The organism is Gandjariella thermophila (genome assembly GCF_005405885.1).
Lineage (GTDB): Bacteria > Actinomycetota > Actinomycetes > Mycobacteriales > Pseudonocardiaceae > Gandjariella > Gandjariella thermophila.
Window position 1 is genome coordinate 111,932 of the sequence record NZ_BJFL01000010.1, and the last position, 22,220, is coordinate 134,151.

General features: G+C 71.0%; 20 protein-coding genes. 11 read left to right on the forward strand and 9 right to left on the reverse strand.

Annotated elements, in window-relative coordinates:
- Positions 1-93 precede the first annotated feature (93 nt).
- From trxB to FFT21_RS12625, 3 genes are all read left to right on the forward strand, one after another.
- Positions 94-1,086, forward strand: coding sequence for a thioredoxin-disulfide reductase (gene trxB, locus FFT21_RS12615; RefSeq protein WP_137814020.1), 993 nt, complete (start codon positions 94-96; stop codon positions 1,084-1,086).
- Positions 1,087-1,128: 42 nt separating this feature from the next.
- Complete coding sequence (gene trxA / locus FFT21_RS12620; RefSeq protein ID WP_137814021.1) at positions 1,129-1,458, forward strand: thioredoxin; 330 nt, start codon at positions 1,129-1,131, stop codon at positions 1,456-1,458.
- A 305-nt stretch (positions 1,459-1,763) separates the two neighbouring features.
- Positions 1,764-2,906 (forward strand): N-acetylmuramoyl-L-alanine amidase, encoded by a 1,143-nt coding sequence (locus FFT21_RS12625; RefSeq protein ID WP_137814022.1) that lies wholly within the window; start codon positions 1,764-1,766, stop codon positions 2,904-2,906.
- Positions 2,907-2,911: 5 nt separating this feature from the next.
- On the opposite strand, the gene FFT21_RS12630 is transcribed toward FFT21_RS12625, so the two are convergent.
- Positions 2,912-3,541, reverse strand: a complete 630-nt coding sequence (locus tag FFT21_RS12630; protein WP_137814023.1) for a GNAT family N-acetyltransferase — start codon at positions 3,539-3,541, stop codon at positions 2,912-2,914.
- 289 nt (positions 3,542-3,830) lie between these two features.
- Between FFT21_RS12630 and FFT21_RS12635 the strand changes: the two genes are divergently transcribed.
- Together FFT21_RS12635 and FFT21_RS12640 are read left to right on the forward strand one after the other, a co-directional pair.
- The gene (locus FFT21_RS12635; RefSeq protein ID WP_137814024.1) at positions 3,831-5,150 is read left to right on the forward strand and encodes an aminotransferase-like domain-containing protein; all 1,320 of its coding nucleotides are present in this window, start codon (positions 3,831-3,833) and stop codon (positions 5,148-5,150) included.
- Between the two features lie 90 nt (positions 5,151-5,240).
- Positions 5,241-6,194, forward strand: coding sequence for a D-alanine--D-alanine ligase family protein (locus FFT21_RS12640; protein WP_137814025.1), 954 nt, complete (start codon positions 5,241-5,243; stop codon positions 6,192-6,194).
- Between the two features lie 98 nt (positions 6,195-6,292).
- Here the strand turns inward: FFT21_RS12640 and FFT21_RS12645 are convergent, their stop codons facing one another.
- From FFT21_RS12645 to rpmH, 8 genes are all read right to left on the reverse strand, one after another.
- Positions 6,293-7,270 (reverse strand): ParB/RepB/Spo0J family partition protein, encoded by a 978-nt coding sequence (locus FFT21_RS12645; protein ID WP_137814026.1) that lies wholly within the window; start codon positions 7,268-7,270, stop codon positions 6,293-6,295.
- Between the two features lie 76 nt (positions 7,271-7,346).
- On the reverse strand, positions 7,347-8,261 hold the full coding sequence (locus FFT21_RS12650) for a ParA family protein (protein ID WP_137814027.1): 915 nt from the start codon (positions 8,259-8,261) through the stop codon (positions 7,347-7,349).
- Positions 8,262-8,377: 116 nt separating this feature from the next.
- Entirely contained in the window at positions 8,378-9,088 is a 711-nt protein-coding gene (gene rsmG / locus FFT21_RS12655; protein WP_137814028.1) for a 16S rRNA (guanine(527)-N(7))-methyltransferase RsmG, read from the reverse strand.
- A 1,296-nt stretch (positions 9,089-10,384) separates the two neighbouring features.
- On the reverse strand, positions 10,385-10,957 hold the full coding sequence (locus tag FFT21_RS12660; protein WP_371856782.1) for a Jag family protein: 573 nt from the start codon (positions 10,955-10,957) through the stop codon (positions 10,385-10,387).
- Between the two features lie 27 nt (positions 10,958-10,984).
- Positions 10,985-12,073 (reverse strand): membrane protein insertase YidC, encoded by a 1,089-nt coding sequence (gene yidC, locus FFT21_RS12665; RefSeq protein WP_137814030.1) that lies wholly within the window; start codon positions 12,071-12,073, stop codon positions 10,985-10,987.
- A gap of 4 nt (positions 12,074-12,077) precedes the next feature.
- Entirely contained in the window at positions 12,078-12,401 is a 324-nt protein-coding gene (gene yidD / locus FFT21_RS12670; protein WP_137814031.1) for a membrane protein insertion efficiency factor YidD, read from the reverse strand.
- Positions 12,398-12,808 carry a ribonuclease P protein component gene (gene rnpA / locus FFT21_RS12675; protein ID WP_137814032.1) on the reverse strand — a complete coding sequence of 137 codons (411 nt, stop codon included), beginning with the start codon at positions 12,806-12,808 and terminating at the stop codon, positions 12,398-12,400. Before rnpA ends, yidD begins: the two co-directional genes overlap by 4 nt.
- Positions 12,809-12,821: 13 nt before the next feature.
- On the reverse strand, positions 12,822-12,965 hold the full coding sequence (gene rpmH, locus FFT21_RS12680) for a 50S ribosomal protein L34 (RefSeq protein WP_137814033.1): 144 nt from the start codon (positions 12,963-12,965) through the stop codon (positions 12,822-12,824).
- Between the two features lie 501 nt (positions 12,966-13,466).
- Here rpmH and dnaA point away from each other — a divergent pair.
- The 6 genes from dnaA (at position 13,467) to gyrB (ending at position 22,177) form a co-directional block, all read left to right on the forward strand.
- Complete coding sequence (gene dnaA / locus FFT21_RS12685) at positions 13,467-15,104, forward strand: chromosomal replication initiator protein DnaA (RefSeq protein WP_137814034.1); 1,638 nt, start codon at positions 13,467-13,469, stop codon at positions 15,102-15,104.
- Positions 15,105-15,983: 879 nt separating this feature from the next.
- Positions 15,984-17,123, forward strand: a complete 1,140-nt coding sequence (gene dnaN, locus FFT21_RS12690; RefSeq protein ID WP_137814035.1) for a DNA polymerase III subunit beta — start codon at positions 15,984-15,986, stop codon at positions 17,121-17,123.
- Positions 17,124-17,194: 71 nt separating this feature from the next.
- Positions 17,195-18,112 (forward strand): phosphogluconate dehydrogenase (NAD(+)-dependent, decarboxylating), encoded by a 918-nt coding sequence (gene gnd, locus FFT21_RS12695; RefSeq protein WP_137814036.1) that lies wholly within the window; start codon positions 17,195-17,197, stop codon positions 18,110-18,112.
- A gap of 10 nt (positions 18,113-18,122) precedes the next feature.
- Positions 18,123-19,280, forward strand: a complete 1,158-nt coding sequence (recF, locus tag FFT21_RS12700; RefSeq protein WP_137814037.1) for a DNA replication/repair protein RecF — start codon at positions 18,123-18,125, stop codon at positions 19,278-19,280.
- A 98-nt stretch (positions 19,281-19,378) separates the two neighbouring features.
- A complete protein-coding gene (locus FFT21_RS12705; protein WP_371856787.1) occupies positions 19,379-19,975 on the forward strand; it encodes a DciA family protein in 597 nt (198 codons plus the stop codon).
- A 243-nt stretch (positions 19,976-20,218) separates the two neighbouring features.
- Positions 20,219-22,177 (forward strand): DNA topoisomerase (ATP-hydrolyzing) subunit B, encoded by a 1,959-nt coding sequence (gene gyrB / locus FFT21_RS12710; protein WP_137814039.1) that lies wholly within the window; start codon positions 20,219-20,221, stop codon positions 22,175-22,177.
- Positions 22,178-22,220: the final 43 nt, after the last annotated feature.

The window sequence follows — 22,220 nt, forward strand, 5'->3', positions numbered from 1 at the left end:
GGGAACACCGGAACCTAGGATCGTGTTGACATCGATGCGCCCGGCCGCAGCAGTCGGAAGGGCGGCCGAAGCCGGTGAAGACGGAGGTCCAGGGTGACGGCGCAGAGTGGGGACGTTCGCAACGTGATCATCGTGGGGTCAGGGCCGGCTGGCTACACGGCCGCGCTCTACGCGGCCCGTGCGGAACTGGCCCCACTGGTGTTCGAGGGAACGCAGTACGGCGGCGCGCTGATGACCACCACAGACGTGGAGAACTACCCGGGCTTCCGCGACGCGATCATGGGCCCGGAGCTGATGGAGCAGATGCGGGCCCAGGCCGAGCGGTTCGGCGCTGAACTGCGCACCGAGGACGTCGAGTCGCTGGAGCTGACCGGCGAGGTCAAGTACGCGACCGCGAACGGGGTCCGCTACGCGGCCAGCGCGGTGGTGCTCGCGATGGGCGCCGCGCCCCGCTACCTCGGCGTGCCGGGCGAGCAGCGGTTGCTCGGCCGCGGGGTGTCCTCCTGCGCCACCTGCGACGGGTTCTTCTTCCGGGATCAGGACATCGCCGTGGTCGGCGGTGGCGACTCGGCGATGGAGGAGGCCACCTTCCTCACCCGGTTCGCCCGCTCGGTCACGATCATCCACCGGCGCAACGAGTTCCGCGCCTCCAAGATCATGCTCGAGCGTGCGCAGGCGAACGAGAAGATCAAGTGGCGGACCAACGCCGTGGTCACCGAGGTGCTGGGCGAGAACAGCGTCGCCGGGGTCACGCTGCGGGACACGGTGACCGGCGAGACCTCCGAACTCGACGTCACCGGCCTGTTCGTGGCCATCGGCCACGATCCGCGCAGTGAGCTGGTGCGCGGCCAGATCGACCTGGACGAGGACGGCTACGCGCTGGTCCGGGGCAAGACCACCCACACCAACCTGGACGGCGTCTTCGCCGCCGGTGACCTGGTCGACCGCAGCTACCGGCAGGCCGTCACCGCCGCGGGGTCCGGCTGCTCCGCGGCGATCGACGCGGAGCGGTGGCTGGCGGAGCGGACCCACGTGACGGCCGAGGCGCTCGACACCGCGCCCGCCGTTCCGGCAACCACCAACTAGGCAGTCGTCAGCAGCTTCCACACCCGACAGCAAGGAGACAACATGGCCGGCAGCACCGTGCAGGTGACCGACGCGTCGTTCAACACCGACGTGCTGGGCAGCGACAAGCCCGTCCTGGTCGACTTCTGGGCCACCTGGTGCGGCCCCTGCAAGATGGTCGCCCCGGTCCTCGAGGAGATCGCCGCGGAGCACGCCGACCAGATCACCGTCGCCAAGCTGGACATCGACGCCAACCCGTCGACGGCGCGCGACTACCAGATCATGTCCGTGCCCACCATGATCCTCTTCAAGGACGGGCAGCCGGTCAAGCAGATCGTCGGCGCCAAGCCCAAGGCCGCGCTGCTCAACGACCTCGCCGACTACCTGAGCTGAACCCTGTCCCGCCCGCGCTCGAGGCGGCAGGATGTCGGCGTGAACGTACGTGAACGGCCGGCGTGCTCCCCCGGCGGCGCGACGGCCGCGCACGCGGGAAAATTCAAGACATGCAACCTACGGCCGTGACCGGTCCGTCCCTCAACAGGGCGGACGGGTCACGGCCGTTGCATCCGTTCGGGCTAGCTACGTACGCGTGTGACAGCACCGCGTAGCCTTGCCATCGGCCACTTCGGGGGCAAGGCACAATGAACCGTCACCAGTCGCGCCGGCCGGGTCCGGCGCCCTAGTCGAGCGAGGGGTGCATGCAGCTGCTCCGCCGCGGTGATGCCGGACCGGCCGTTGCCGAGATCAGGGCGACACTCGCTGGGCTGGGCCTGCTGCCGCCAGCCGATCCGCAGGGGCCGCCGGTATTCGATCTCGCGGTCGAGCACGCAGTACGTGCCTTCCAGCAGCAACGCGGCCTCATCACGGACGGCGTGGTGGGGCCGGCGACCTATCGGGCCCTCCGCGACGCCACCTACCGGTTGGGTGACCGGCCGCTGGCCTACCTGGTGTCCCAACCGGTGAGCGGGGACGACGTGTCGGCTCTGCAGGAGCGGCTGCTGGAGCTGGGCTACGACGCTGGCCGGCCGGACGGCGTGTTCGGCCAGCAGACCGAGCAGGCGCTGCGCAGCTTCCAGCGCGACTACGGCCTCACCCCGGACGGCATCTGCGGGCCGGGCACCGTGCGTGCGCTGCGCCAGCTCCAGCCGAAGGTGCGCGGCGGGCGCCCGCTGTTCCTCCGGGAGCAGGAACGGGTGCGCATGGCCGGCCCCCGGCTGCGCGGCAAACGGATCGTCATCGACCCCGGCCACGGGGGCGGCGACCGGGGTGCCCAGGCCGGCGGGCTGTGCGAGGCCGACCTGGTCTGGGACCTGGCCCGGCGGCTGGAGGGTCGCATGGTGGCCACCGGCATGGAGGCCCTGCTCACCCGCGGGCCGGACAACTGCCCCGCCGAGGGGGACCGGGCCAAGTTCGCCAACGACGCCGGCGCCGACCTGTTCCTGTCACTGCACGTGGACGCGAACCGCTCGCCGCTGGCCCAGGGGCTGGCCTGCTTCCACTTCGGCACCGGAAACGGCACCACGTCCACCGTCGGCGGCGTGCTGGCCGGGTTCATCCAGCGTGAGCTGGTGGCCCGCACCGGCATGCTGGACTGCCACACCCATCCCAAGACCTGGGAAACGCTGCGGATGACCCGATGCACCGCGGTGCGGGTCGAGGTGGGCTACCTGACCAACCCGCAGGACCGCGCCCGGCTGGCCGATCCGGCGTTCCGGGACGTGGTGGCCGAGGGCGTTCTGGTCGCGGTGAAGCGGCTCTACCTGCTCGGCGAGAACGACCAGCCGACCGGCACGTTCACCTTCGACGACCTGCTCCGCCACGAACTGGCCAAGGCCGAGTAAGAGGATCAGGCGGGCCGGAAGCTCGGCTCCACCGCGCCGACGCTCACCGAGCCCAGCAGGCGTTCCAGCGCGGCCTCGACGTCCTCCTTCCAGGACAGCGCGGTGCGCAGTTCCAACCGCAGCCGCGGCCACTTCGGGTGCGGCCGGACCGTCTTGAAACCGACCTGCAGCAGGAACTCGGCGGGGATGACGCAGGTGGCGTCCGGGGTGGCGATGGCGTTGCCGAACACTTCGATCGCCTTCACCCCGCGCCGGGTGAGGTCCTTGGCCACTGACTGCACCAACATCCGGCCGAGCCCGCCGCCGACGAACTCCGGCATCACCCGCAGCGCGGTGAGCAACACCGCGTCCGGGCTGACCGGGGCGGTGGGGAAGGCCGCGACCCGGGGCACCGCGGCGGGCGGGGCGTACAGGGCGTAGCCGGCCGGGATGCCGTCGGCGTAGACGATACGGCCGCAGGACCCCCATTCCAGCAGCACACTGGACACCCAGGCTTCCTTCTCCAGTTCGGTCTGCCCGAACGCCTCGGCCTGGTCCTTGATGTGCGGCGCGAGCTCCCAGAACACGCAACCCCGGCACCGCCTGGGAAGGTGATCCAGGTTGTCCAGCGTGACGCCCACCACGCGTCGCGACACCCCTGACCTCCCGCAGCCTGCATTGCCCGCGTCCCCGCAGGCCACCGTGAGTCTAGGCACGCCGACCGGGGCCGGGAAGCGGCCGCGCCCGATCGGGACGCGCGTTACACTCCACCGATCTACCAGCACTTACCAGCCGGAGCCGAGCAGACCCCCGAGACACTCACTACCGTGGAGGCGTCGCCCAGCCCGCCGACCTCCTTTGTACCGTGACGGCGGCGATGGCGTCTCTCGTCAGCACCGCGACCACGGCTAGCTGCCGTGGGCGGCAACGAAGTCGGAGCAGCGCATGACCGCACCCGGATCGCAACCAGCCCGTCAGGGCGCCCGCAGCCTCGACCCGCACCTGCGCCGCTACGCGCGGCGGACCGCGGGCATGACGGCATCGGAGATCCGCGCGCTCTTCGCGGTCGCCAGCCGGCCGGAGGTCGTCTCGCTGGCGGGCGGCATGCCGCACCTGGCCGCACTGCCGCTGGAGTCGCTGTCCGCTGAGGTGGGCCAGTTGATCGCCAGCGACGGCCTGGTCGCCCTGCAGTACGGGTCCGCGCAGGGCGTCCCCGAGTTGCGCGAGCAGATCTGCGAGATCATGGCCCTGGAAGGGATCTCCGCCCACCCCGACGACGTGGTCGTCACGGTGGGCTCACAGATGGCCCTGGACATGGTCACCCGGATCTTCTGCGATCCGGGTGACGTCGTTCTCGCCGAGGGGCCGTCCTACGTCGGCGCGCTCGGCTCGTTCGCCGCCTACCAGGCCAACGTGGTGCACGTGACCATGGACGACGCCGGGCTGGTGCCGGAGGCGTTGCGGGAGGCCATCGTCACGGCCGTCGAGCGTGGGCAGCGGCCGAAGTTCCTGTACACGATCCCGAACTTCCACAACCCGGCCGGCGTCACCCTGGCCGCCGAGCGACGCGCCGAGATCCTCGACATCTGCGCCGAGCACGAGGTACTGGTGATCGAGGACAACCCGTACGGGCTGCTCGGTTTCGACGGGCAGACCTACCCCGCGCTGCGGTCGATGGACGCGGACAACGTCGTCTACCTGGGCTCCTTCTCCAAGACCTTCGCGTCCGGGCTTCGGGTGGGCTGGGCGCTGGCCCCGCACGCGGTGCGGGAGAAGCTGGTGCTGGCCGCGGAGTCCGCGACCCTGTGCCCGCCGACGTTCAACCAGCTCGTGGTGTCCCGTTACCTGTCGACGCACGACTGGAAGGGCCAGATCAAGACCTACCGCGAGGCGTACCGTGAGCGGCGGGACGCCATGCTCGGCGCGCTGGAACAGCACATGCCGCCGGGTTGTACCTGGACCAGACCGACCGGCGGCTTCTACGTCTGGCTCACCGCCCCGGAGGGGGTAGACACCAAGGCCATGTTGCCCAGGGCGATCACCCAGCGGGTCGCGTACGCCTCCGGGACTGGCTTCTACGCCGACCGGCTGGGGAGCAGGCAGATGCGGCTGTCGTACTGCTACCCGACGCCGGAGCGGATCCGCGAGGGTGTGCGGCGGCTGGCGAACGTGCTGGAGGACGAACTCGAGCTGTACCGTACGTTCGGCAGCGTGCCCGGCCGGGAGGTGTCGGGGCCGCAGGCGCCGTCCCCGGACACGGCATGATCGTCCGCTGGTAGGAGTTCTTCGGTCTCGCCGCGCGGTCCTGGCGGGTCGCGCGCGGGCCGCATGATGCGGATCGCGAGGAGTCGACGCGTGTCGGATCGTTGGGTGGCGGTGCTCGCAGGCGGGCTGTCGCACGAGCGGGAGGTGTCCCTCCGGTCGGGCCGCCGGCTGTCCGCGGCCCTGCGGGCGACCGGGCTCATGGTGGAGGAGTGGGACGCCGACGCGAGCCTGCTGGCCAGGCTGCGGGAGCAGCGTCCGGACGCCGTGGTGGTCGCCCTGCACGGCGGCGAGGGGGAGAACGGCTCGATCCAGGCGGTCCTGGAGATGCTCGGTGTGCCGTTCGTGGGCAGCGACTCCCGGGCGTGCCGGCGCGCCTGGGACAAGCCCAGCGCCAAGGCCGAGTTGGCCCGCGCCGGCCTGAGCACCCCCGACTGGGTGGTATTGCCGCACAGCACCTTCCGCGAGTTGGGCGCGCAGGCCGTGCTGGACGCGATGGTGGACCGGCTCGGGCTGCCCATGGTGCTCAAGCCGGACCAGGGTGGGTCCGCGCTCGGTGCCCGGGTGGTCCGGGAGGCGAGCGAGTTGCCCGCGGCGATGGTCGGCTGCCTCGCCTACGGCGAGACCGTGCTCGCCGAGCGGTTCGTCGACGGCGTCGAGGTGGCGGTCACCGTGCTGGAGGGGTCAGAAGGCCCCGAGCCGCTGCCGGCGGTGGAGATCGTGCCGGACAGCGGCATCTACGACTACACCGCCCGATACACCGCCGGACTCACCGAGTTCCACGCGCCCGCCCGGCTAGACCCCACCACCGCCGCGGCCGTCGGCGAACTCGCCGTGGCCGCGCACCGGCTACTTGGACTGCGCGATATCTCCCGAACCGACGCGGTGGTGGCGCCGGACGGCACGGTGCAGTTTTTGGAGGTCAACGTCTCGCCAGGGTTGACCGAGACCTCGCTGCTACCGATGGCGGTGGAGGCGTCCGGCCGCTCGCTGGGCGACGTGTTCGCGGCGCTGGTCGAGCGGGCCGTGGCCCACGACACACGCTGACGGTCACCCGGCCTCGGTGGCGCCCGCCGGCATGCCGGAAGGACGCCACCGAGGCGGTCGACCGGGGTTGTCACCGTGACGAAAAGACCCCGGTATGATCATTCCGGGCTGGTACGTATCCGTTTTGCCGTATTTGGCGCCATCAGCGCGACGATCCGCTCCAGGTCGTCGACGGACCCGAACTCGACCACGATGCGCCCCTTGCGCTGGCCGAGTTCGACCTTGACCCGGGTGTCGAAGGTGTCCGAGAGTCGCTCGGCGAGATCCTGCAACCCAGGGGCCTGCATGGGCTTGCGCGCCGGCGCCTTGCGCTTGGCCGGCTCCTCCCGCTTCGCGAGCGTCACCGCCTCCTCGGTCGCCCGCACCGACAGGCCCTCGGAGACGATCCGCGCTGCCAGCTCCTCCTGCGCCCCGGGATCCTCGACACCGAGCAGCGCGCGGGCGTGGCCCGCGGACAGCACGCCAGCAGCCACCCGCCGCTGCACCGGAAGGGGCAGCCGGAGCAGCCGGATCGTGTTGGTGATCACCGGTCGGCTCCGACCGAGCCGGCTGGCCAGCTCCTCGTGCGTCACGTCGAACTCGTCCAGCAACTGCTGGTACGCCGCCGCCTCCTCGAGCGGGTTGAGCTGGACCCGGTGGATGTTCTCCAGCAGGGCGTCGCGAAGCATGGCGTCGTCGGGAGTCTGCCGGACGATCGCCGGGATGCGATCCATCCCGGCGCGCTCGGCGGCCCGCCAGCGCCGCTCGCCCATGATCAGCTGGTACTGACCGGCATCCAGCTCGCGCACCACGATCGGCTGCATCAGGCCGAACTCGCGGATCGAGTGTTCGAGCTCGGCAAGCGCCTCCTCGTCGAAGACCTGCCTCGGCTGCTTCGGGTTGGTCTTGATCGCGTTGACCGGAACCTCGCGGTACACCGCGCCGGCAACCGTGCCGCCGTCCTCGCTCGCCCGGCCGTCGCCCTGGCCGCGCGACGGCACCCTGATCGCGGCCACCGCCCCACCAGCCGGCTCCGCCGGACCGCTCGGAATCAGCGCCGCCAGGCCGCGCCCGAGTCCCCCCTTCCGCTCGCTCACGCCGTCTCCTTTTCCGCCGATTCGAGGCCCCTGCGCGCGCCGCGGTCAACGTAGATCCCGCGGTTCGACCAAAGCATCAGGAAGTCTCCCTTCTGGCGCCCCGCTCGGCGATCTCCTTGGCGGCGTCGAGGTAACTCATCGCGCCCCGCGAGCCGGGGTCGTAGGTGAGTACCGTCTGCCCGAAGCCGGGCGCCTCGGACACCTTCACGCTGCGCGGAATGACGGTCCGGAGGGCCGTGTCGCCGAAGTGCCCGCGCACCTCGGCGGTCACCTGGTCGGCCAACTTGGTGCGGCCGTCGTACATCGTGAGCAGGATCGTGGTGATCTCCAGCGACGGATTGAGGTGCGACTGGACCAGCTCGATGTTGCGGAGGAGCTGGCTCAACCCCTCCAGGGCGTAGTACTCGCACTGGATGGGGATCAGCACCTCCTGGGCAGCCACCATCGCGTTGACGGTGAGCAGCCCCAGTGACGGCGGGCAGTCGATGAACACGTAGTCGGGGCTCAGCTCGTCCAGCGCCTCGGAAGTCAACGCCTCCTTGAGGCGGGACTCCCTGGCCACCATGGAGACCAACTCGATCTCGGCACCAGCCAGGTCGATGGTGGCCGGCACGCAGAGCAGGTTGTCCGACTGGTTGCTGACCGCGGCGGCGTCCGCGAGCGAGATCTCGCCCAGCAACACCTCATAGACCGACGGCGTACCCGAACGGTGCTCGACGCCGAGCGCGGTGCTCGCGTTCCCCTGCGGGTCGAGATCGATGACGACCACCTTGAGCCCGTGTAGCGCGAGCGCGGCGGCCAGGTTCACCGCGCTGGTCGTCTTGCCCACGCCGCCCTTCTGGTTCGCCACCGTCAGCACGCGGCGACGCCTCGGACGGGGCAGCCGCAGATCCTCGGGATGGAGAACCTTGGTGGCTCGTTCGGCCTCCTCAGCGATCGGCGTCCAGGGCAGCTCGCTCGCCACGCCGGTGTCGGTGGTGCCCGCGTTCACGTGGTCCTCCAGATCCTCGGTCGGGACGGCGCCGGCCCCAGCGCCATGATCTGCGTCGGAGAGTGTGGTTTCACGTGGAACATGGGCCGCTCCGTTCTGCGCCTCGGGGTGCACGCTCACCGATCCTTCCTTCTGGGGCGCATGCCGTCATGATGTCTTGGCGAGTTCTCCCGCTCGATGAGCACCACAGTGGTCGGCACGTCCATCACGTCAACTCCACAGGTCACGATCCGCCCTCGACACCCTCCGGCACGAAGCACGGAGTCCGCGTCCCGCGCGAGCTCCTCCTCGGCGCTCGCTCCCTTCAGCGCCAGCAGCGTGCCGCCGGGACGAAGCAGGGGAAGGCACCAGGTGGCCAGCCGACTGAGCGGCGCGACGGCGCGCGCGGTGACCGCATCGCAACCGCGCAGCCGCTGCCGCACGTCGACCTCCTCAGCCCGGCCGCGGATCACCGATGCGCGCAGCCCCAACCGATCGACCACCTCGTTGAGCCACGCCACCCGCCGCGCCATCGGCTCCAGCAGGGTGACGCCGAGATCCGGCCGCGCGATCAGCAGCGGGATACCCGGGAGGCCCGCACCAGAGCCTACGTCGACGACCCGGCTGTGCTCCGGTAGCAACTCCGCGATCACCGCGGAGTTCAGCAGGTGCCGGTCCCACAGCCGGTCCACCTCGCGCGGACCGATCAGGCCGCGGTCCACCCCGTGCTCGGCGAGCATCTCGGCGAATCGGACCGCCGTGGGTAGGTTCGCGCCGAACACCCGGTCGGCCCCCTCCGGTGGCGCGGGCACGGCCCGGGCGCCGCCGTGCGCTCCCGACTGCGTCATGCTTCCCGTCCGTCTTCGCCGTTCCACGTGAAACCATGCCGATCCGGTCGGCGCATGTGGTTCCTGCGAGCAATCGCCGCGAACCCGGGCACCGCGATTCCTTCGGCACGGGCGGTTCGATGTCCCCGACGACAAGCGTGCCGCATGACCCTCGGGTCGCGACTTTCGGGTCGGGCAAACGTTGCTCAGCCGTCACACGGCGACCGGACAGAACGCCACCGCCGGCACACCACCAGGTGCGGGCCGCCGCGCCGGGCTGTGACGCCGCGCCGTCTACCGGGCGCGCGGTAGCCGGGACGCCCGTGTTCCACGTGAAACCGGCGCCGTCGCGTTGCGCGCCTCAGCGCGGATCGAACTAACCGGCAGCTCTCTCACGATGGGTCGCCTCGAGACCAAGCCGCCGACTCGGAATGTCATCGCCGCCGGCGCCGACAACCGGAACCACGCCGTGCGCACCCGACCACACCGCCGTCGACCCGGAGGAACCGCTCGTGTCCATCGTCAGGTCCGGCGCCACGGGCCGTGACGCGAAGGGGCCGCCCTGCCGCCTCGGCGGCGCCTCCGGTGGGATCAGTTCGTCTCACCTCGCCGGGGACACGAGGGCCACCTCGCCATCGCGCGGTCACCGTCCTCGCCGCGACCCACGGCTTCGCGCCGCGTGGCCCGAGCACGGATCGGCGCCACGCCGCAGGCATGGGTTGCCTCACCACCGCGCGGTCACCACCCACCGGAGACGTTCCACGTGAAACGGAGCGCGTACGCGACAACACCTGTCCCGTCGCCGCCAAGGCCGGCGGCCGCCACCCGCTCACAGCGCCGGCCGCGCCTGACCCCACGGATATCCAACCCCGTCGGCCGTGCACCACGACGGCCATCGCGAACCCAAGACGCCAGCCCAGGGACCGGCTCCCCGGCGCGGGCAACGGGAGTGGCGGCACAGAGGCGGTGCCGGTAGCGGCGGAGCATCCGCCTTCCCCGTGGCGCGTCGAATGGAAGCACCTCCCGGTGCCGTGCGCGATGACCTCCCGGACAACTCTGGTCGTCGTGTCGCAGACGTCAACAGTGATCGCGAGCGCGGGATCGCGGAGCACTCGGCGGAGGAGTCCGGACCAGGGCCGGTAAAGATCCAGAAGCCACGTCCTCCCAGAGGTACCACACGGGCCGCACGGTCGGACCGTTCGTCACGACGGGAGCGACGACCGGCCGCGCCAGAAACGCGTCGAAGTCGGAAACGACGGCGCGGCGCGCTCCGGGGAGCGCGCCGCGCCGTGGGGCTTCGGTTCGGGCCGGTACCGGTCAGTCGGCCGGGAAGACCACCACCCGACGATGGGGCTCCTCGCCCTCGCTCTCACTGTGCACACCCTCGATCGCCGCGATCGAGTCGTGCACCACTTTGCGCTCGAACGGCGTCATCGGCTGGAGCTTCACCGGCTGCCCCGAGGCGAGAACCTTGTCCGCGTTGGCTCGCCCGATCTCGGCCAACTCGGCCCGTCGGCTCTCCCGCCAGCGGGCGATGTCCAGCATCAGCCGACTCCGCACGCCGGTCTCCTGCTGCACCGCGAGCCTGGTCAACTCCTGCAACGCCTCGAGCACCGAGCCACGCGGGCCGACCAGCTTCTCCAGATCGTCACCGCCGTCGATGCTCACCACGGCGCGGCCGGCCTCGACATCGAGATCGATGTCCCCGTCGTAGTCCAGCAGGTCGAGCAGCCGCTCCAGGTAGTCACCCGCGATGTCGCCCTCCCGGACCAGAAGGTCCTCACTGTCCGAGGACCGCTCGCCACCGCGGTCGACGTCCTGGTCGGGCGCCTCCCGTTCCGCCTGCTCGGCTTCCTGCTCAGCGCCGGTCGCCTGCAACGTCTCCGACACCATGTCTCCTCTCCAGGACCGCGGCCCTCAGCGACGCTTGCGGCCCTGCTTCTTGCTTCGGGCACGGCCTGAGGTCAGGCCGGGGACCTCACCGGACTCGGCGCGCGCTCGTCCGTTGCTCGACGTAGCCGACGTGCTCGACGTGCTGGCCGTCGTGCCGGAGTCGGAGGCGGCGGTCTCGGTGGTTGTCTTGGGGTTCGCCTTGCCGGATTCCGGGCGCTTGCCGCCCTTGGGCGCCGTCGGCTTCTGGCCGGGCTTCGGTGCGAGCGCCTGCCGCTTCTCGCTGGCGACCGCCTTCTTCTCCTGCTCCTCGCGGTCGATCGTGCGGTACACGACGTACTGCTGGCCCAGCGTCCAGCCGTTGTTGCTCAGCCAGTAGAGCAGGATCGCGATCGGCAGGAACGCGCCACCGACCAGAACACCGAGCGGGAAGACCCATACGGTCAGCTTGTTCATGATCGCGGTCTGCGGATTGGCCATCGCCGCCTCGGTCTGCCTGGCCACCGAGTGCCGCGCGGTGAAGTGGGTGGCGATGCTCGCCACGATCATCAGCGGAATGGCCACCAGGATGACGTTGAACCGGTCGATGTGGCCGCCGAAGGCGTCGAGTTGCTGCTGCGGCTCGATGATGTAGGAGGACAGCGGCACGCCGAAGAGCCGCGCGTCCAGGAAGGTCTTCACCTCGTCGGCGCTGAAGAAGTAGTTCGCCGTGTGCGCGTTCGCCTCGTAGCTCCACCCGGGGCGGTTGAACGAGCGCAGCACGTGGTACAGGCCGATGAACACCGGCACCTGCACGAGGACCGGTAGGCAGCCGCCCAGCGGGTTGACGCCGTGCTCGGACTGCAGCTTCTGCATCTCCTGGGCGAGCTTCTGCTTGTCGTTCGCGTACTTCTTCTGCAGCCGCTTGATCTCCGGAGCGAACTCCTGCATCTTCCGCATCGAGCGGACCTGCCCCACGAACGGCTTGAACAGCAGCGCCCGCAGGGTGAAGACCAGGAAGACCACCGAGAGCGCCCATGCGATGCCGCTGGTGGCACCGAGGTGCAGCCAGACGCCGAACACCTTGTGCCAGAACCAGAGGATGGCCGACACGGGGTAGTAGATGAAGTTGAGCACGGAGCTACTCCTCAGCCGGGGTGTGGTGAGCCTGGTCCGAACCCGCACCCGATTGCCCGGCCACTCGGGTGCGCGCTGGCGGAACTGGGTCCAGACCTCCAGGGTGCCAGGGTCCACAGCGCAACAGGCGGCGCACGGTCAGCCACGAGCCGCGCAGCGCGCCGTGGGTGGTCAACGCCTCCACCGCGTAGGTGCTGCAGCTTGGATAGAACCGGCAGCTTGGCGGCAGCAGGGGGGAGATCCACCGCCGGTAGAACCGGACCGGCTGCACCAGGAGCCACGCCGCGGGGCTGGACCGCGCGGCGCCCGACCGAGCCGAGGCCGTCACCGCGCATCGCCGCCGTTCTCGGCGGGGGAGAGCAGCCGGAGCCGGCGCAGCGTGGCGTCCAGGTCCGCACCGAGGTCCCGGCTGGTCGCGTCAGCCGACGGGGGCAGAGCGCGAACCACCAGGTCGGTGCCCTCCGGCAGGGCGGCGAGCCGATCGCGCATCAGGTGCCGCAGCCGCCGGGCCACCCGGTGCCGGACCACCGCGTTGCCGACGGCCTTGCTCACGACGAAGCCCACCCGCGGCGGGCTACCCCGACCGCGGGTGGGCGACGACGAGCGGATCCCAGCCCGCTGACCACCATCCATCAGCGCGTGCACCACCAGCCGGGGTCGCCCGGCTCGGCGACCTCGGCGGATCACCAGACCGAAGTCCTGGCTGCGGGTGAGCCGGGCGGCCGCGGGGAGCACGGCACGACAGGGGTCAGGCGGACAGCCGAGCGCGACCCTTGCGGCGCCGAGCAGCCAGGATGGCGCGGCCCGCACGGGTCCGCATGCGCAGCCGGAACCCGTGGGTCCTGGCGCGACGACGGTTGTTGGGCTGGAAGGTGCGCTTGCCCTTGCTCACGGCGGAACTCCCGGTGCTGACTACCAAGCAGGTCTGTAAGGCGTGTCCCCTGCCAGCGTCCGGCAGTGCGGGCTGGATCGGCTTGGTGCGGGCACACCAAACAAGCCCGGCACCAGCGGGAGACCATACGAGAGTACGCAGCGTGCATCCCGTTCTCAAACTCGGGGCATGCCTCGCCCCCGTTTCGGGAGGTCAACCCCCTTCGGTGTAGTCGTGACCTTCGGCGTCTTGTGACAAGCCACGCCCCTTGTTAGCGTGCCCCTCCACGGTTCCGGGCCGAGGAGCCTGGGGCAGCGGGAGCCGGTTCCCGGTCGCTCGGTACGTTGCATCTACGGGGGTTCTGCTGCGTCGCGGCGCGCCTTCGTGCACAGTTGTGGACAACCCTGTGGATGCCTGCCGTCGGTGTCCACGTGGTGAGGCGCCGCATGCCACCGGAGGCCCCGGCACGGTGTCCACCGCGGCGGTGAGCCATGGGCCAACGGAGGGGAGGGGAGCGCCGAGGTGTCCGACCACCAGGCCGAGCTTGGCTTTGTGTGGGAGCAGGTCGTCGAGGAGTTGTCCGCCGGCACCCTCTCCCCGCTGCAGCGCGCCTGGATGCGGGTCACCCGCCCGATCGGGTTACTCGACGGCACCGCGCTGCTCGCCGCGCCGAGCGAGTTCGCCAAGGACGCCATCGAGCGCGTACTCCGGGAACCGATCACCGCGGCGCTGTCCCGGCGACTGGACCGCCCCGTGTCGCTCGCCGTCAAGGTCGACTCCATCGAGTCGCTGCCGCCGCCGACCCCCAGCCCGGCGGCCACCGGGACCGGGATGAGCGGGCTACCCAACTTCGCCCCCGGCGTCGGTCCCGGCGCGGCGGCCCCCGGCCACGACGGCTCGAGCCAGCCGACCCGCGCCACCGGCACCGGCGAGACCGCCGGCACCGCGCCTACCACCTCCGCGCCCGCCGAGGAAAACGCCGGCAGCGGCGAGACCGAGGACGAGGTGGACGAGGAGCGTGAGGCGCTGGCCACCGTCCACGAGATCTGGCCCACCTTCGGCGGCCAGCGGCCACCCAGCGGCCAACCGTTCACCGCGCCGGCGCGGCCACCGAGTGCGCAGAGCCGGCTGAACGAGAAGTACACCTTCGACACGTTCGTGATCGGCGCCTCGAACAGGTTCGCCCACGCGGCGGCGGTCGCAGTGGCCGAGGCGCCCGCCCGCGCGTACAACCCGCTGTTCATCTGGGGCGAGTCCGGGCTGGGCAAGACGCACCTGCTGCACGCGGTCGGCCACTACGCCCAGCGCCTCTTCCCCGGCATGCGGGTGCGCTACGTCTCCACCGAGGAGTTCACCAACGACTTCATCAACTCCCTGCGGGACGACCGCAAGGTCGCCTTCCAGCGCCGCTACCGGGACATCGACGTGCTGCTCGTCGACGACATCCAGTTCCTGGAGGGCAAGGAGGGAACCCAGGAGGAGTTCTTCCACACCTTCAACACGCTGCACAACGCCAACAAGCAGATCGTGGTCTCCTCGGATCGGCCGCCCAAGCGCCTGGAGACCCTGGAGGACCGGCTGCGCACCCGGTTCGAGTGGGGATTGATCACCGACATCCAGCCGCCCGAGCTGGAGACCCGGATCGCGATCCTGCGCAAGAAGGCGGCGCAGGACAAGCTCAACGCCCCGGCCGAGGTGCTGGAGTTCATCGCGGCCCGGATCGAACGCAACATCCGGGAGCTCGAGGGCGCGTTAATCCGGGTCACCGCGTTCGCCTCGCTCAACAGGCAGCCGGTGGACGTGCAGCTCGCCGAGATCGTGCTGCGCGACCTCATCCCCGACTCGCAGGCGCCGGAGATCACCGCCTCCACCATCATGGCGATCACCGCCGAGTACTTCGGGGTGACCATCGAGGACCTCTGCGGTCCCGGCCGGTCCAAGGGCATGGCCCAGGCCCGGCAGATCTCCATGTACCTCTGCCGCGAGCTCACCGACCTCTCCCTGCCCAAGATCGGGCAGACCTTCGGCGGCCGCGACCACACCACGGTTATGCACGCGGACAAGAAGATCCGCAAGGAGATGGCTGAGCGGCGCCGCATCTACGACCAGGTGCAGGAGCTGACCGCGCGGATCAAGCAGCGCGCCCGCGGGGGCGTCTGAGCGCCGCTCGGTTCGCCATCCGAGGCCCCGCGACCGCCTTCCGGTTCGCGGGGTTTTCTGTTGCGCTCACCTGTCCCCCCGGTGTGGTGACCCTCGCCGCGCGCGCCCACCCTTTCTGTTCCGCCCGCTCCGCCCGACCGACCCCGTCACACAGAAACCCGGCGCGGCGCCGGCGAACTTTCTGGGCACCCCCACGGGCGGGACCGAGCCTCCCCAGAGAAACCGCCCGGCCCGGCGGCCGGGGGTCGGCACACCGCCACCCAGCCGCCGCCGCGAACACCGACACCCTTTCTGTTGACCCCGAGCGGTCCGACCCGCACGTCCCAGCAGAAAGCAAAAGCAGCGGAAAACCCGCCGTCCACACATCACTGATCAGGGGGCTTCCGCGAAGATCCACACCGCACTCACCCTGTGCAGGACCTGGGTACGAACGGCCGCGCATCTGGGGATGGAACTGTGGACAGCTGGGGAACACTGTGGATGGAGCCGGGACGCCGCCGAGTTCTCCACCGCCGGCCCGAGCTGTCCACCGCTCGTCCCCCGGGTATGTCCACACCGGGCAGCCTCACCCGACCAGCCCAAACAGCCGCTGTCCACACCGCCCACAGCCCCTACTACTGGCACTGGTTTTCTCCTTCGAGGAGATGAACAAACCAAGAACAGGCGATAGCCGAAGCTGGGGATGGCGGGCGCCGCGACGCGCCACGCGGTTGCCGCCCCGAGATGACGCCGGGGCGGCGCACGCTCTACGGTGGAGCAGCCGCGCCGGGACAGCCGACCGCCGCAGGACCCATCCGGGCCCTCCCGCTGCTGCCACCTCCGCCGCGCGGAACCATCCGCCCCGCCTGTTGGGTCGTGCCGAACACGAAAGGACGCCCCATGAAGATCCGCGTCGAGCGTGACGGCCTTGCCGACGCCGTCGCCTGGGTCGCGCGCAGCCTGCCGTCCCGACCGCCCGTGCCGGTGCTCGGCGGGGTGCTGCTCGATGCCGGCTCCGGGGCCGGAGACACCGACGAGCCGCTGACCATCTCCGCGTTCGACTACGAGGTGTCGGCCACCGTTGGCGTTCCTGCCACGGTCGCCGACGGCGGCCGGGCGCTGGTCTCCGGCCGGCTGCTGGCGGACATCACCAAGTCGTTGCCCAACCATCCGGTGGAGATCTCGGTCGACGGCGCCCGCATGTCGATCACCTGTGGCAACGCCCGGTTCAGCCTGCCCACCATGCCGGTGGAGGACTACCCGCAGCTGCCGGCCATGCCGCAGGTCGTCGGCGAACTCGCCGGCGAGGTGTTCAGCGAGGCGGTCGGCCAGGTGGCGGTCGCCGCGGGCAAGGACGACACGCTGCCCATGCTCACGGGCGTCCGGCTGGAACTCGCCGCGGACAAGCTCACCCTGGTGGCCACCGACCGGTTCCGGCTGGCCATGCGCGAGTTCGCCTGGCAGCCCTCGGCCGAGGTGAGCGAGACCGCCGTGCTGGTACCGGCGCGCACGCTGGCCGACGCGGCGAGGACGCTGGGCGCCTCGGGCACCAAGGTCGAGCTGTCGCTGGCCTCCGGCGACGGCCTGCTCGGCCTGTCCGGCGCCGGCCGCCGCACCACCAGCCGGCTGCTGGACGCCGAGTTCCCGAAGTACCGCCAGCTGCTGCCCAGCGAGCACAGCGCCACCGCGGTGGTCGAGGTGGCCCCGCTGGTCGAGGCGATCAAGCGGGTTTCCCTGGTCGCCGAGCGTGGAACGCAGGTGAGGCTGGAGTTCAACGAGAGCACCCTGCGACTGTCCGCCGGCGGCGACGACGAGGGCAGCGCCGAGGAGGAGCTGCCGGTCGAGTTCACCGGCGAACCGGTGGTGATCGCGTTCAACCCCGGCTACCTGCTCGACGGGCTGGGCGCCGTGCGCGCCAACCGCGCCCACGTGTCGTTCACCACGCCGAGCCGGCCGGCGCTGATCAAGCCGGCGGACGAGGAAGGCAACGTCGTCGAGGGCTACCTCTACCTGCTGATGCCGGTGCGGCTGCCCGGCTGACCAGCGGCAACACCGGCGCCCCGCTGCGGCCGCTCCCGCGGCGGTGGGCTCGCTCGAACGGGAGGACAGCGATCGTGCAGCTCGGACTCGTCGGCCTGGGCAAGATGGGCTTCAACATGCGGGAGCGGTTGCGCCGAGCCGGCCACGAGGTGGTCGGCTACGACCGCAACCCGGACGTGAGCGACTCCTCGTCGCTGGCCGACATGGTCGGCAAGCTGGGCGCTCCGCGCATCGTCTGGGTGATGGTGCCGGCCGGCGGTCCCACCCGGCAGACCATCGCCGAGCTCTGCGAGCTGCTGGAGGCCGGCGACCTGGTGATCGACGGCGGCAACTCCCGGTTCACCGACGACCGTGCCAACGCCGCGGAGCTCGGCAAGAAGGGCATCGGCTACCTGGACTGCGGCGTCTCCGGCGGGGTGTGGGGCCTGCAGAATGGCTACGGGCTGATGGTCGGCGGTGACGCGGCGCTGGTGCACCGGGCGATGCCGATCTTCGACGCGCTCCGCCCCGAGGGGCCGCGCGAGGAGGGCTTCGCGCACGCCGGGGACATCGGTGCCGGCCACTTCGCCAAGATGGTGCACAACGGCATCGAGTACGGCCTGATGCAGGCCTACGCGGAGGGCTTCGAGCTGCTGTCCGCCGCGGACTTCGTGCGGGACGTGCCGGGTGTGCTCAAGGCGTGGACCCGCGGCACCGTGGTCCGGTCCTGGCTGCTCGACCTGCTGGTCAAGGCGCTGGAGGACGACCCGGAGCTGGAGCGGCTGACCGGCTGGGTGGAGGATTCCGGCGAGGGCCGCTGGACCGTCGAGGAGGCCATCAACCACGCCGTGCCGGTGCCGGTGATCTCGGCGGCGCTGTTCGCCCGGTTCGCCTCCCGCCAGGAGGACTCGCCGGCGATGAAGGCCGTGGCCGCGCTGCGGAACCAGTTCGGCGGGCACGCCGTGCACCGCGCCGGCCCCAGCTCCGGCACCGGCAGCACACACCACTGACCACTCCGCCGTGTACGTTCGGCAACTCCAGGTGACCGACTTCCGCTCGTGGGCGCACGCCGACCTCACCTTCGAGCCGGGAGTCAGCGTGCTGGTCGGGGCCAACGGTCAGGGGAAGACGAACCTCATCGAGGCGATCGGGTACGTGGCCACCCTCGGCTCGCACCGGGCGCCCACCGACGCCCCGCTGGTCCGGCACGGCAGCACCCGGGCCATCGTGCGCACCGCGGTGGTCAACGCGGGCCGTGAACTCCTGGTCGAGCTGGAGATCACCCCGGGGAAGTCGAACCGGGCGCGGATCAACCGCGCCCCGGTCGGCCGGCCCCGTGACGTGCTCGGGGTGTTGCGCACCGTGCTGTTCGCGCCCGAGGACATCGCCCTGGTCCGCGGCGACCCCGCGGAGCGCCGGCGGTTCCTGGACGAGCTGCTGGTCGCTCGTTCCCCGCGGTACGCCGGGATCCGCGGCGACTACGACCGGGTGCTGAAGCAGCGCAGCGCGCTGCTGAAGACGGCGGGCGCCGCCCGCCGGGCCGGGGCCCGGGGCGAGGAACTGGCCACCCTGGACGTCTGGGACGGCCACCTGGCCAGGCACGGGGCCGAACTGCTCGCCGCCCGGCTGGACCTGGTCGCCGACCTCGGCCCGCACGTGGCCGCGGCCCACGCGGGGGTGGCGCCCGAGTCCCGGCCGGTGGAGGTGCGCTACCGGTCCACCCTGGGTGCCGCGCTGCCCGACGGCTACGGCGTCCCCGGCGGCGGGCGGGCCGACCCGGAGGCGCTGGCCGACGCGCTGCTCGCCGAGTTGGGCCGGATCCGCGCCCAGGAGGTGGAGCGCGGGGTGTGCCTGGTCGGACCGCACCGCGACGAGCTGGAACTGGTGCTGGGCGAGGCACCGGCCCGCGGGTACGCCAGCCACGGCGAGTCGTGGTCGTTCGCGCTGGCCCTGCGCCTCGGCGCGTTCCACCTGCTGCGCGGCGAGGGCACCGAGCCGGTGCTGCTGCTCGACGACGTGTTCGCCGAACTGGACCGCCGCCGCCGGGAACGGTTGGCGGAGGTCGCCGCCGAGGCCGAGCAGGTGCTGGTAACGGCCGCGGTGGAGGAGGATCTCCCGGAGAAGTTGGCCGGTGCCCGGTACGAGGTGCGCGACGGCGAGGTGAGCCGTGCCGGGTGACGGCCGCGGAAGGGCGGGACCGCCGGGCGGGTCCGCGACGACGAGTGAGCGGATCGGCTATGACGAGTAACACATCTGGGGACAACCCTGTGGATGGTGTGGATAACTCGGCCGCTCAGCGGGAGCAACGTCCCGCCGAGTCCGACATTTCAGACACCTCGACGCCTGCTGCGCTCACCGGAGCGGGCGAACAGGAGCTCCGCGGCGCCGACCTCGCCAGGGCGGCCCTGGAGTCGGCGCGGGCCTCCGCCCGGGCACGCGGCCGGCGCCCCTCGGCGGCCAGGGGCACGCCGCGGGGGGCGCGGCGCCGCCGCGGCTGGTCCGGCGCCCGGCCGGACGACAGGGACCCGCAGCCGCTCGGCCGCATCGCCTCCCGGATCGCGGCGGACCGCGGGTGGACCGACCGGCTGGCCGGTGGTCAGGTATTCGGCCACTGGTCCCGGCTGGTCGGCGCCGAGGTGGCCGAGCATGCTCGCCCGGTGTCCCTGCAGGACGGGGTGCTGACCGTGCAGGCGGCGTCGACGGCGTGGGCCACCCAGCTCCGGCTGCTACAGCGGCAACTGCTGGCCCGCATCGCCGCCGGGGTCGGCAGGGACGTGGTGAGGCGACTGAAGATCCAGGGGCCGACCGGGCCGAGTTGGCGGTTCGGCCCGAAGCACGTGCCCGGCCGGGGTCCCCGCGACACCTACGGCTGACCGCGATGACCTCGGCGAACGTCGCCCGACCGCCCGCCGTCCGCGCAGCCGGCGCGGACCCCGCTCGCCAGCGTCCGCACTCGTCCAGGTCCGTTTACGTCCGTCTGTGAGCTTTCTAGGGGTGTCCTTGGGCCACTTCCGCAGCCATGGCCAAGTAGAATCGAGGCCGACACCCGCGTGACCGTCCGCGACCCCGCGCGGCGCGTCCGCGGTCCCCGTCGGCTTGAGGAGAGACCGAGGCCCGTGGCAGCCAAGAAGAACGAGTACACCGCGTCGTCCATCACCGTCCTCGAGGGTCTCGAAGCCGTCCGCAAGCGGCCTGGCATGTACATCGGCTCCACTGGTGAGCGTGGCCTGCACCACCTCGTCTGGGAGGTGGTGGACAACGCCGTCGACGAGGCGATGGCCGGCTACGCGACCAAGGTCGAGGTGGTGCTGCGCGCGGACGGCGGCGTGCAGGTGATCGACGACGGCCGTGGCATCCCGGTGGACACCCACCCGGTGGAGAACCGACCGGCCGTGGAGGTCGTGCTCACCACGCTGCATGCCGGCGGCAAGTTCGGCGGCGACTCGTACGCGGTCTCCGGCGGCCTGCACGGTGTCGGCGTGTCCGTGGTGAACGCGCTGTCCAGCGCGCTGGAGGTGGAGATCCACCTGCGCGGGCACGTGTGGCGGCAGCGCTACGAGGACTCCAAGCCGGTGCACCCGCTGCGCAAGGGCGAGACCACCAGGCGCACCGGTACCACGGTGACCTTCTGGCCCGACCCGAACATCTTCGAGACCACCACCTTCAACGCCGAGACCGTGGCCCGCCGGCTGCAGGAGATGGCCTTCCTCAACAAGGGGCTGACCATCGTGCTGCGCGACGAGCGGCCGGGGGAGGTCGAGGAGGACGCCGAGACCGGCCCGGTCCGCGAGCGCGTCTTCCACTACCCGGGCGGCCTGGAGGACTTCGTCAGGCACATCAACGCCACCCGCGAGGCGGTGCACCGCAAGGTCATCTCGTTCGCCGCCAAGGAGGACAACATCGAGGTCGAGGTGGCGATGCAGTGGAACACCGGCTACAGCGAGTCGGTGTTCACCTTCGCCAACACGATCAACACGCACGAGGGCGGCACCCACGAGGAGGGCTTTCGCGCCGCGCTCACCCGGGTGATCAACGCCTACGCGCGGGACAAGCGGCTGCTCAAGGAGAAGGACACCAACCTCACCGGAGACGACGTCCGCGAGGGCCTGGCCGCGATCATCTCGGTGAAGCTCAAGGAGCCGCAGTTCGAGGGCCAGACCAAGACCAAGCTGGGCAACACCGAGGCCAAGTCGTTCGTGCAGACCACCTGCAACGAGTGGCTGGCCGACTGGTTCGACCGGAACCCGAGCGAGGCCAAGGCGATCATCAGCAAGGCGGTGTCCTCCGCGCAGGCCCGGATCGCCGCGCGCAAGGCCAAGGAGCTGGTGCGCCGCAAGGGCGCGCTGGACATCGGCGGGCTGCCCGGCAAGCTCAAGGACTGCCGGTCCACCAACCCGGAGGAGTGCGAGCTCTACGTCGTGGAGGGTGACTCCGCGGGCGGCTCGGCCAAGGACGGCCGGGACTCGCGTTTCCAGGCGATCCTGCCGATCCGCGGCAAGATCATCAACGTGGAGAAGGCTCGGCTGGACCGGGTGCTGAAGAACACCGAGGTGCAGAGCCTGATCACCGCGCTGGGCACCGGGATCCATGACGAGTTCGACCTCAGCAAGCTGCGCTACCACAAGATCGTGCTGATGGCCGACGCCGACGTGGACGGCCAGCACATCCGTACCCTGCTGCTCACCCTGCTGTTCCGGTTCATGCGCCCGCTGGTCGAGCAGGGGCACGTCTACCTGGCCCAGCCGCCGCTGTACAAGATCAAGTGGCAGCGCAGCGACCCCGAGTACGCCTACTCCGACCGGGAGCGGGACGGGCTGCTCGAGCAGGGCCAGGCCGCTGGCAAGAAGCTGCCCAAGGAAGAAGGCATCCAGCGGTACAAGGGCCTCGGCGAGATGAACCCCGAGGAGCTGTGGGAGACCACGATGGACCCGGCCAACCGGATCCTGCTCCAGGTCACGCTGGACGACGCGGCCACCGCCGACGAGCTGTTCAGCGTCCTGATGGGCGAGGACGTGGAGGCCCGCCGGTCCTTCATCACCCGCAACGCCAAGGACGTCCGCTTTCTCGACGTGTGAACCCCTTGTCCGTATTGGACTGGTGGGTGCCGACGGATGAAGG

Coding starts and splice junctions, on each gene's coding strand:
- FFT21_RS12635 (WP_137814024.1), top strand. CDS start 3,831: ATGACCGCACCCGGATCGCAACCAGCCCGTCAGGGCGCCCGCAGCCTC.
- dnaN (WP_137814035.1), top strand. CDS start 15,984: ATGAAGATCCGCGTCGAGCGTGACGGCCTTGCCGACGCCGTCGCCTGG.
- trxA (WP_137814021.1), top strand. CDS start 1,129: ATGGCCGGCAGCACCGTGCAGGTGACCGACGCGTCGTTCAACACCGAC.
- FFT21_RS12625 (WP_137814022.1), top strand. CDS start 1,764: ATGCAGCTGCTCCGCCGCGGTGATGCCGGACCGGCCGTTGCCGAGATC.
- rsmG (WP_137814028.1), bottom strand. CDS start 9,088: ATGACGCAGTCGGGAGCGCACGGCGGCGCCCGGGCCGTGCCCGCGCCA.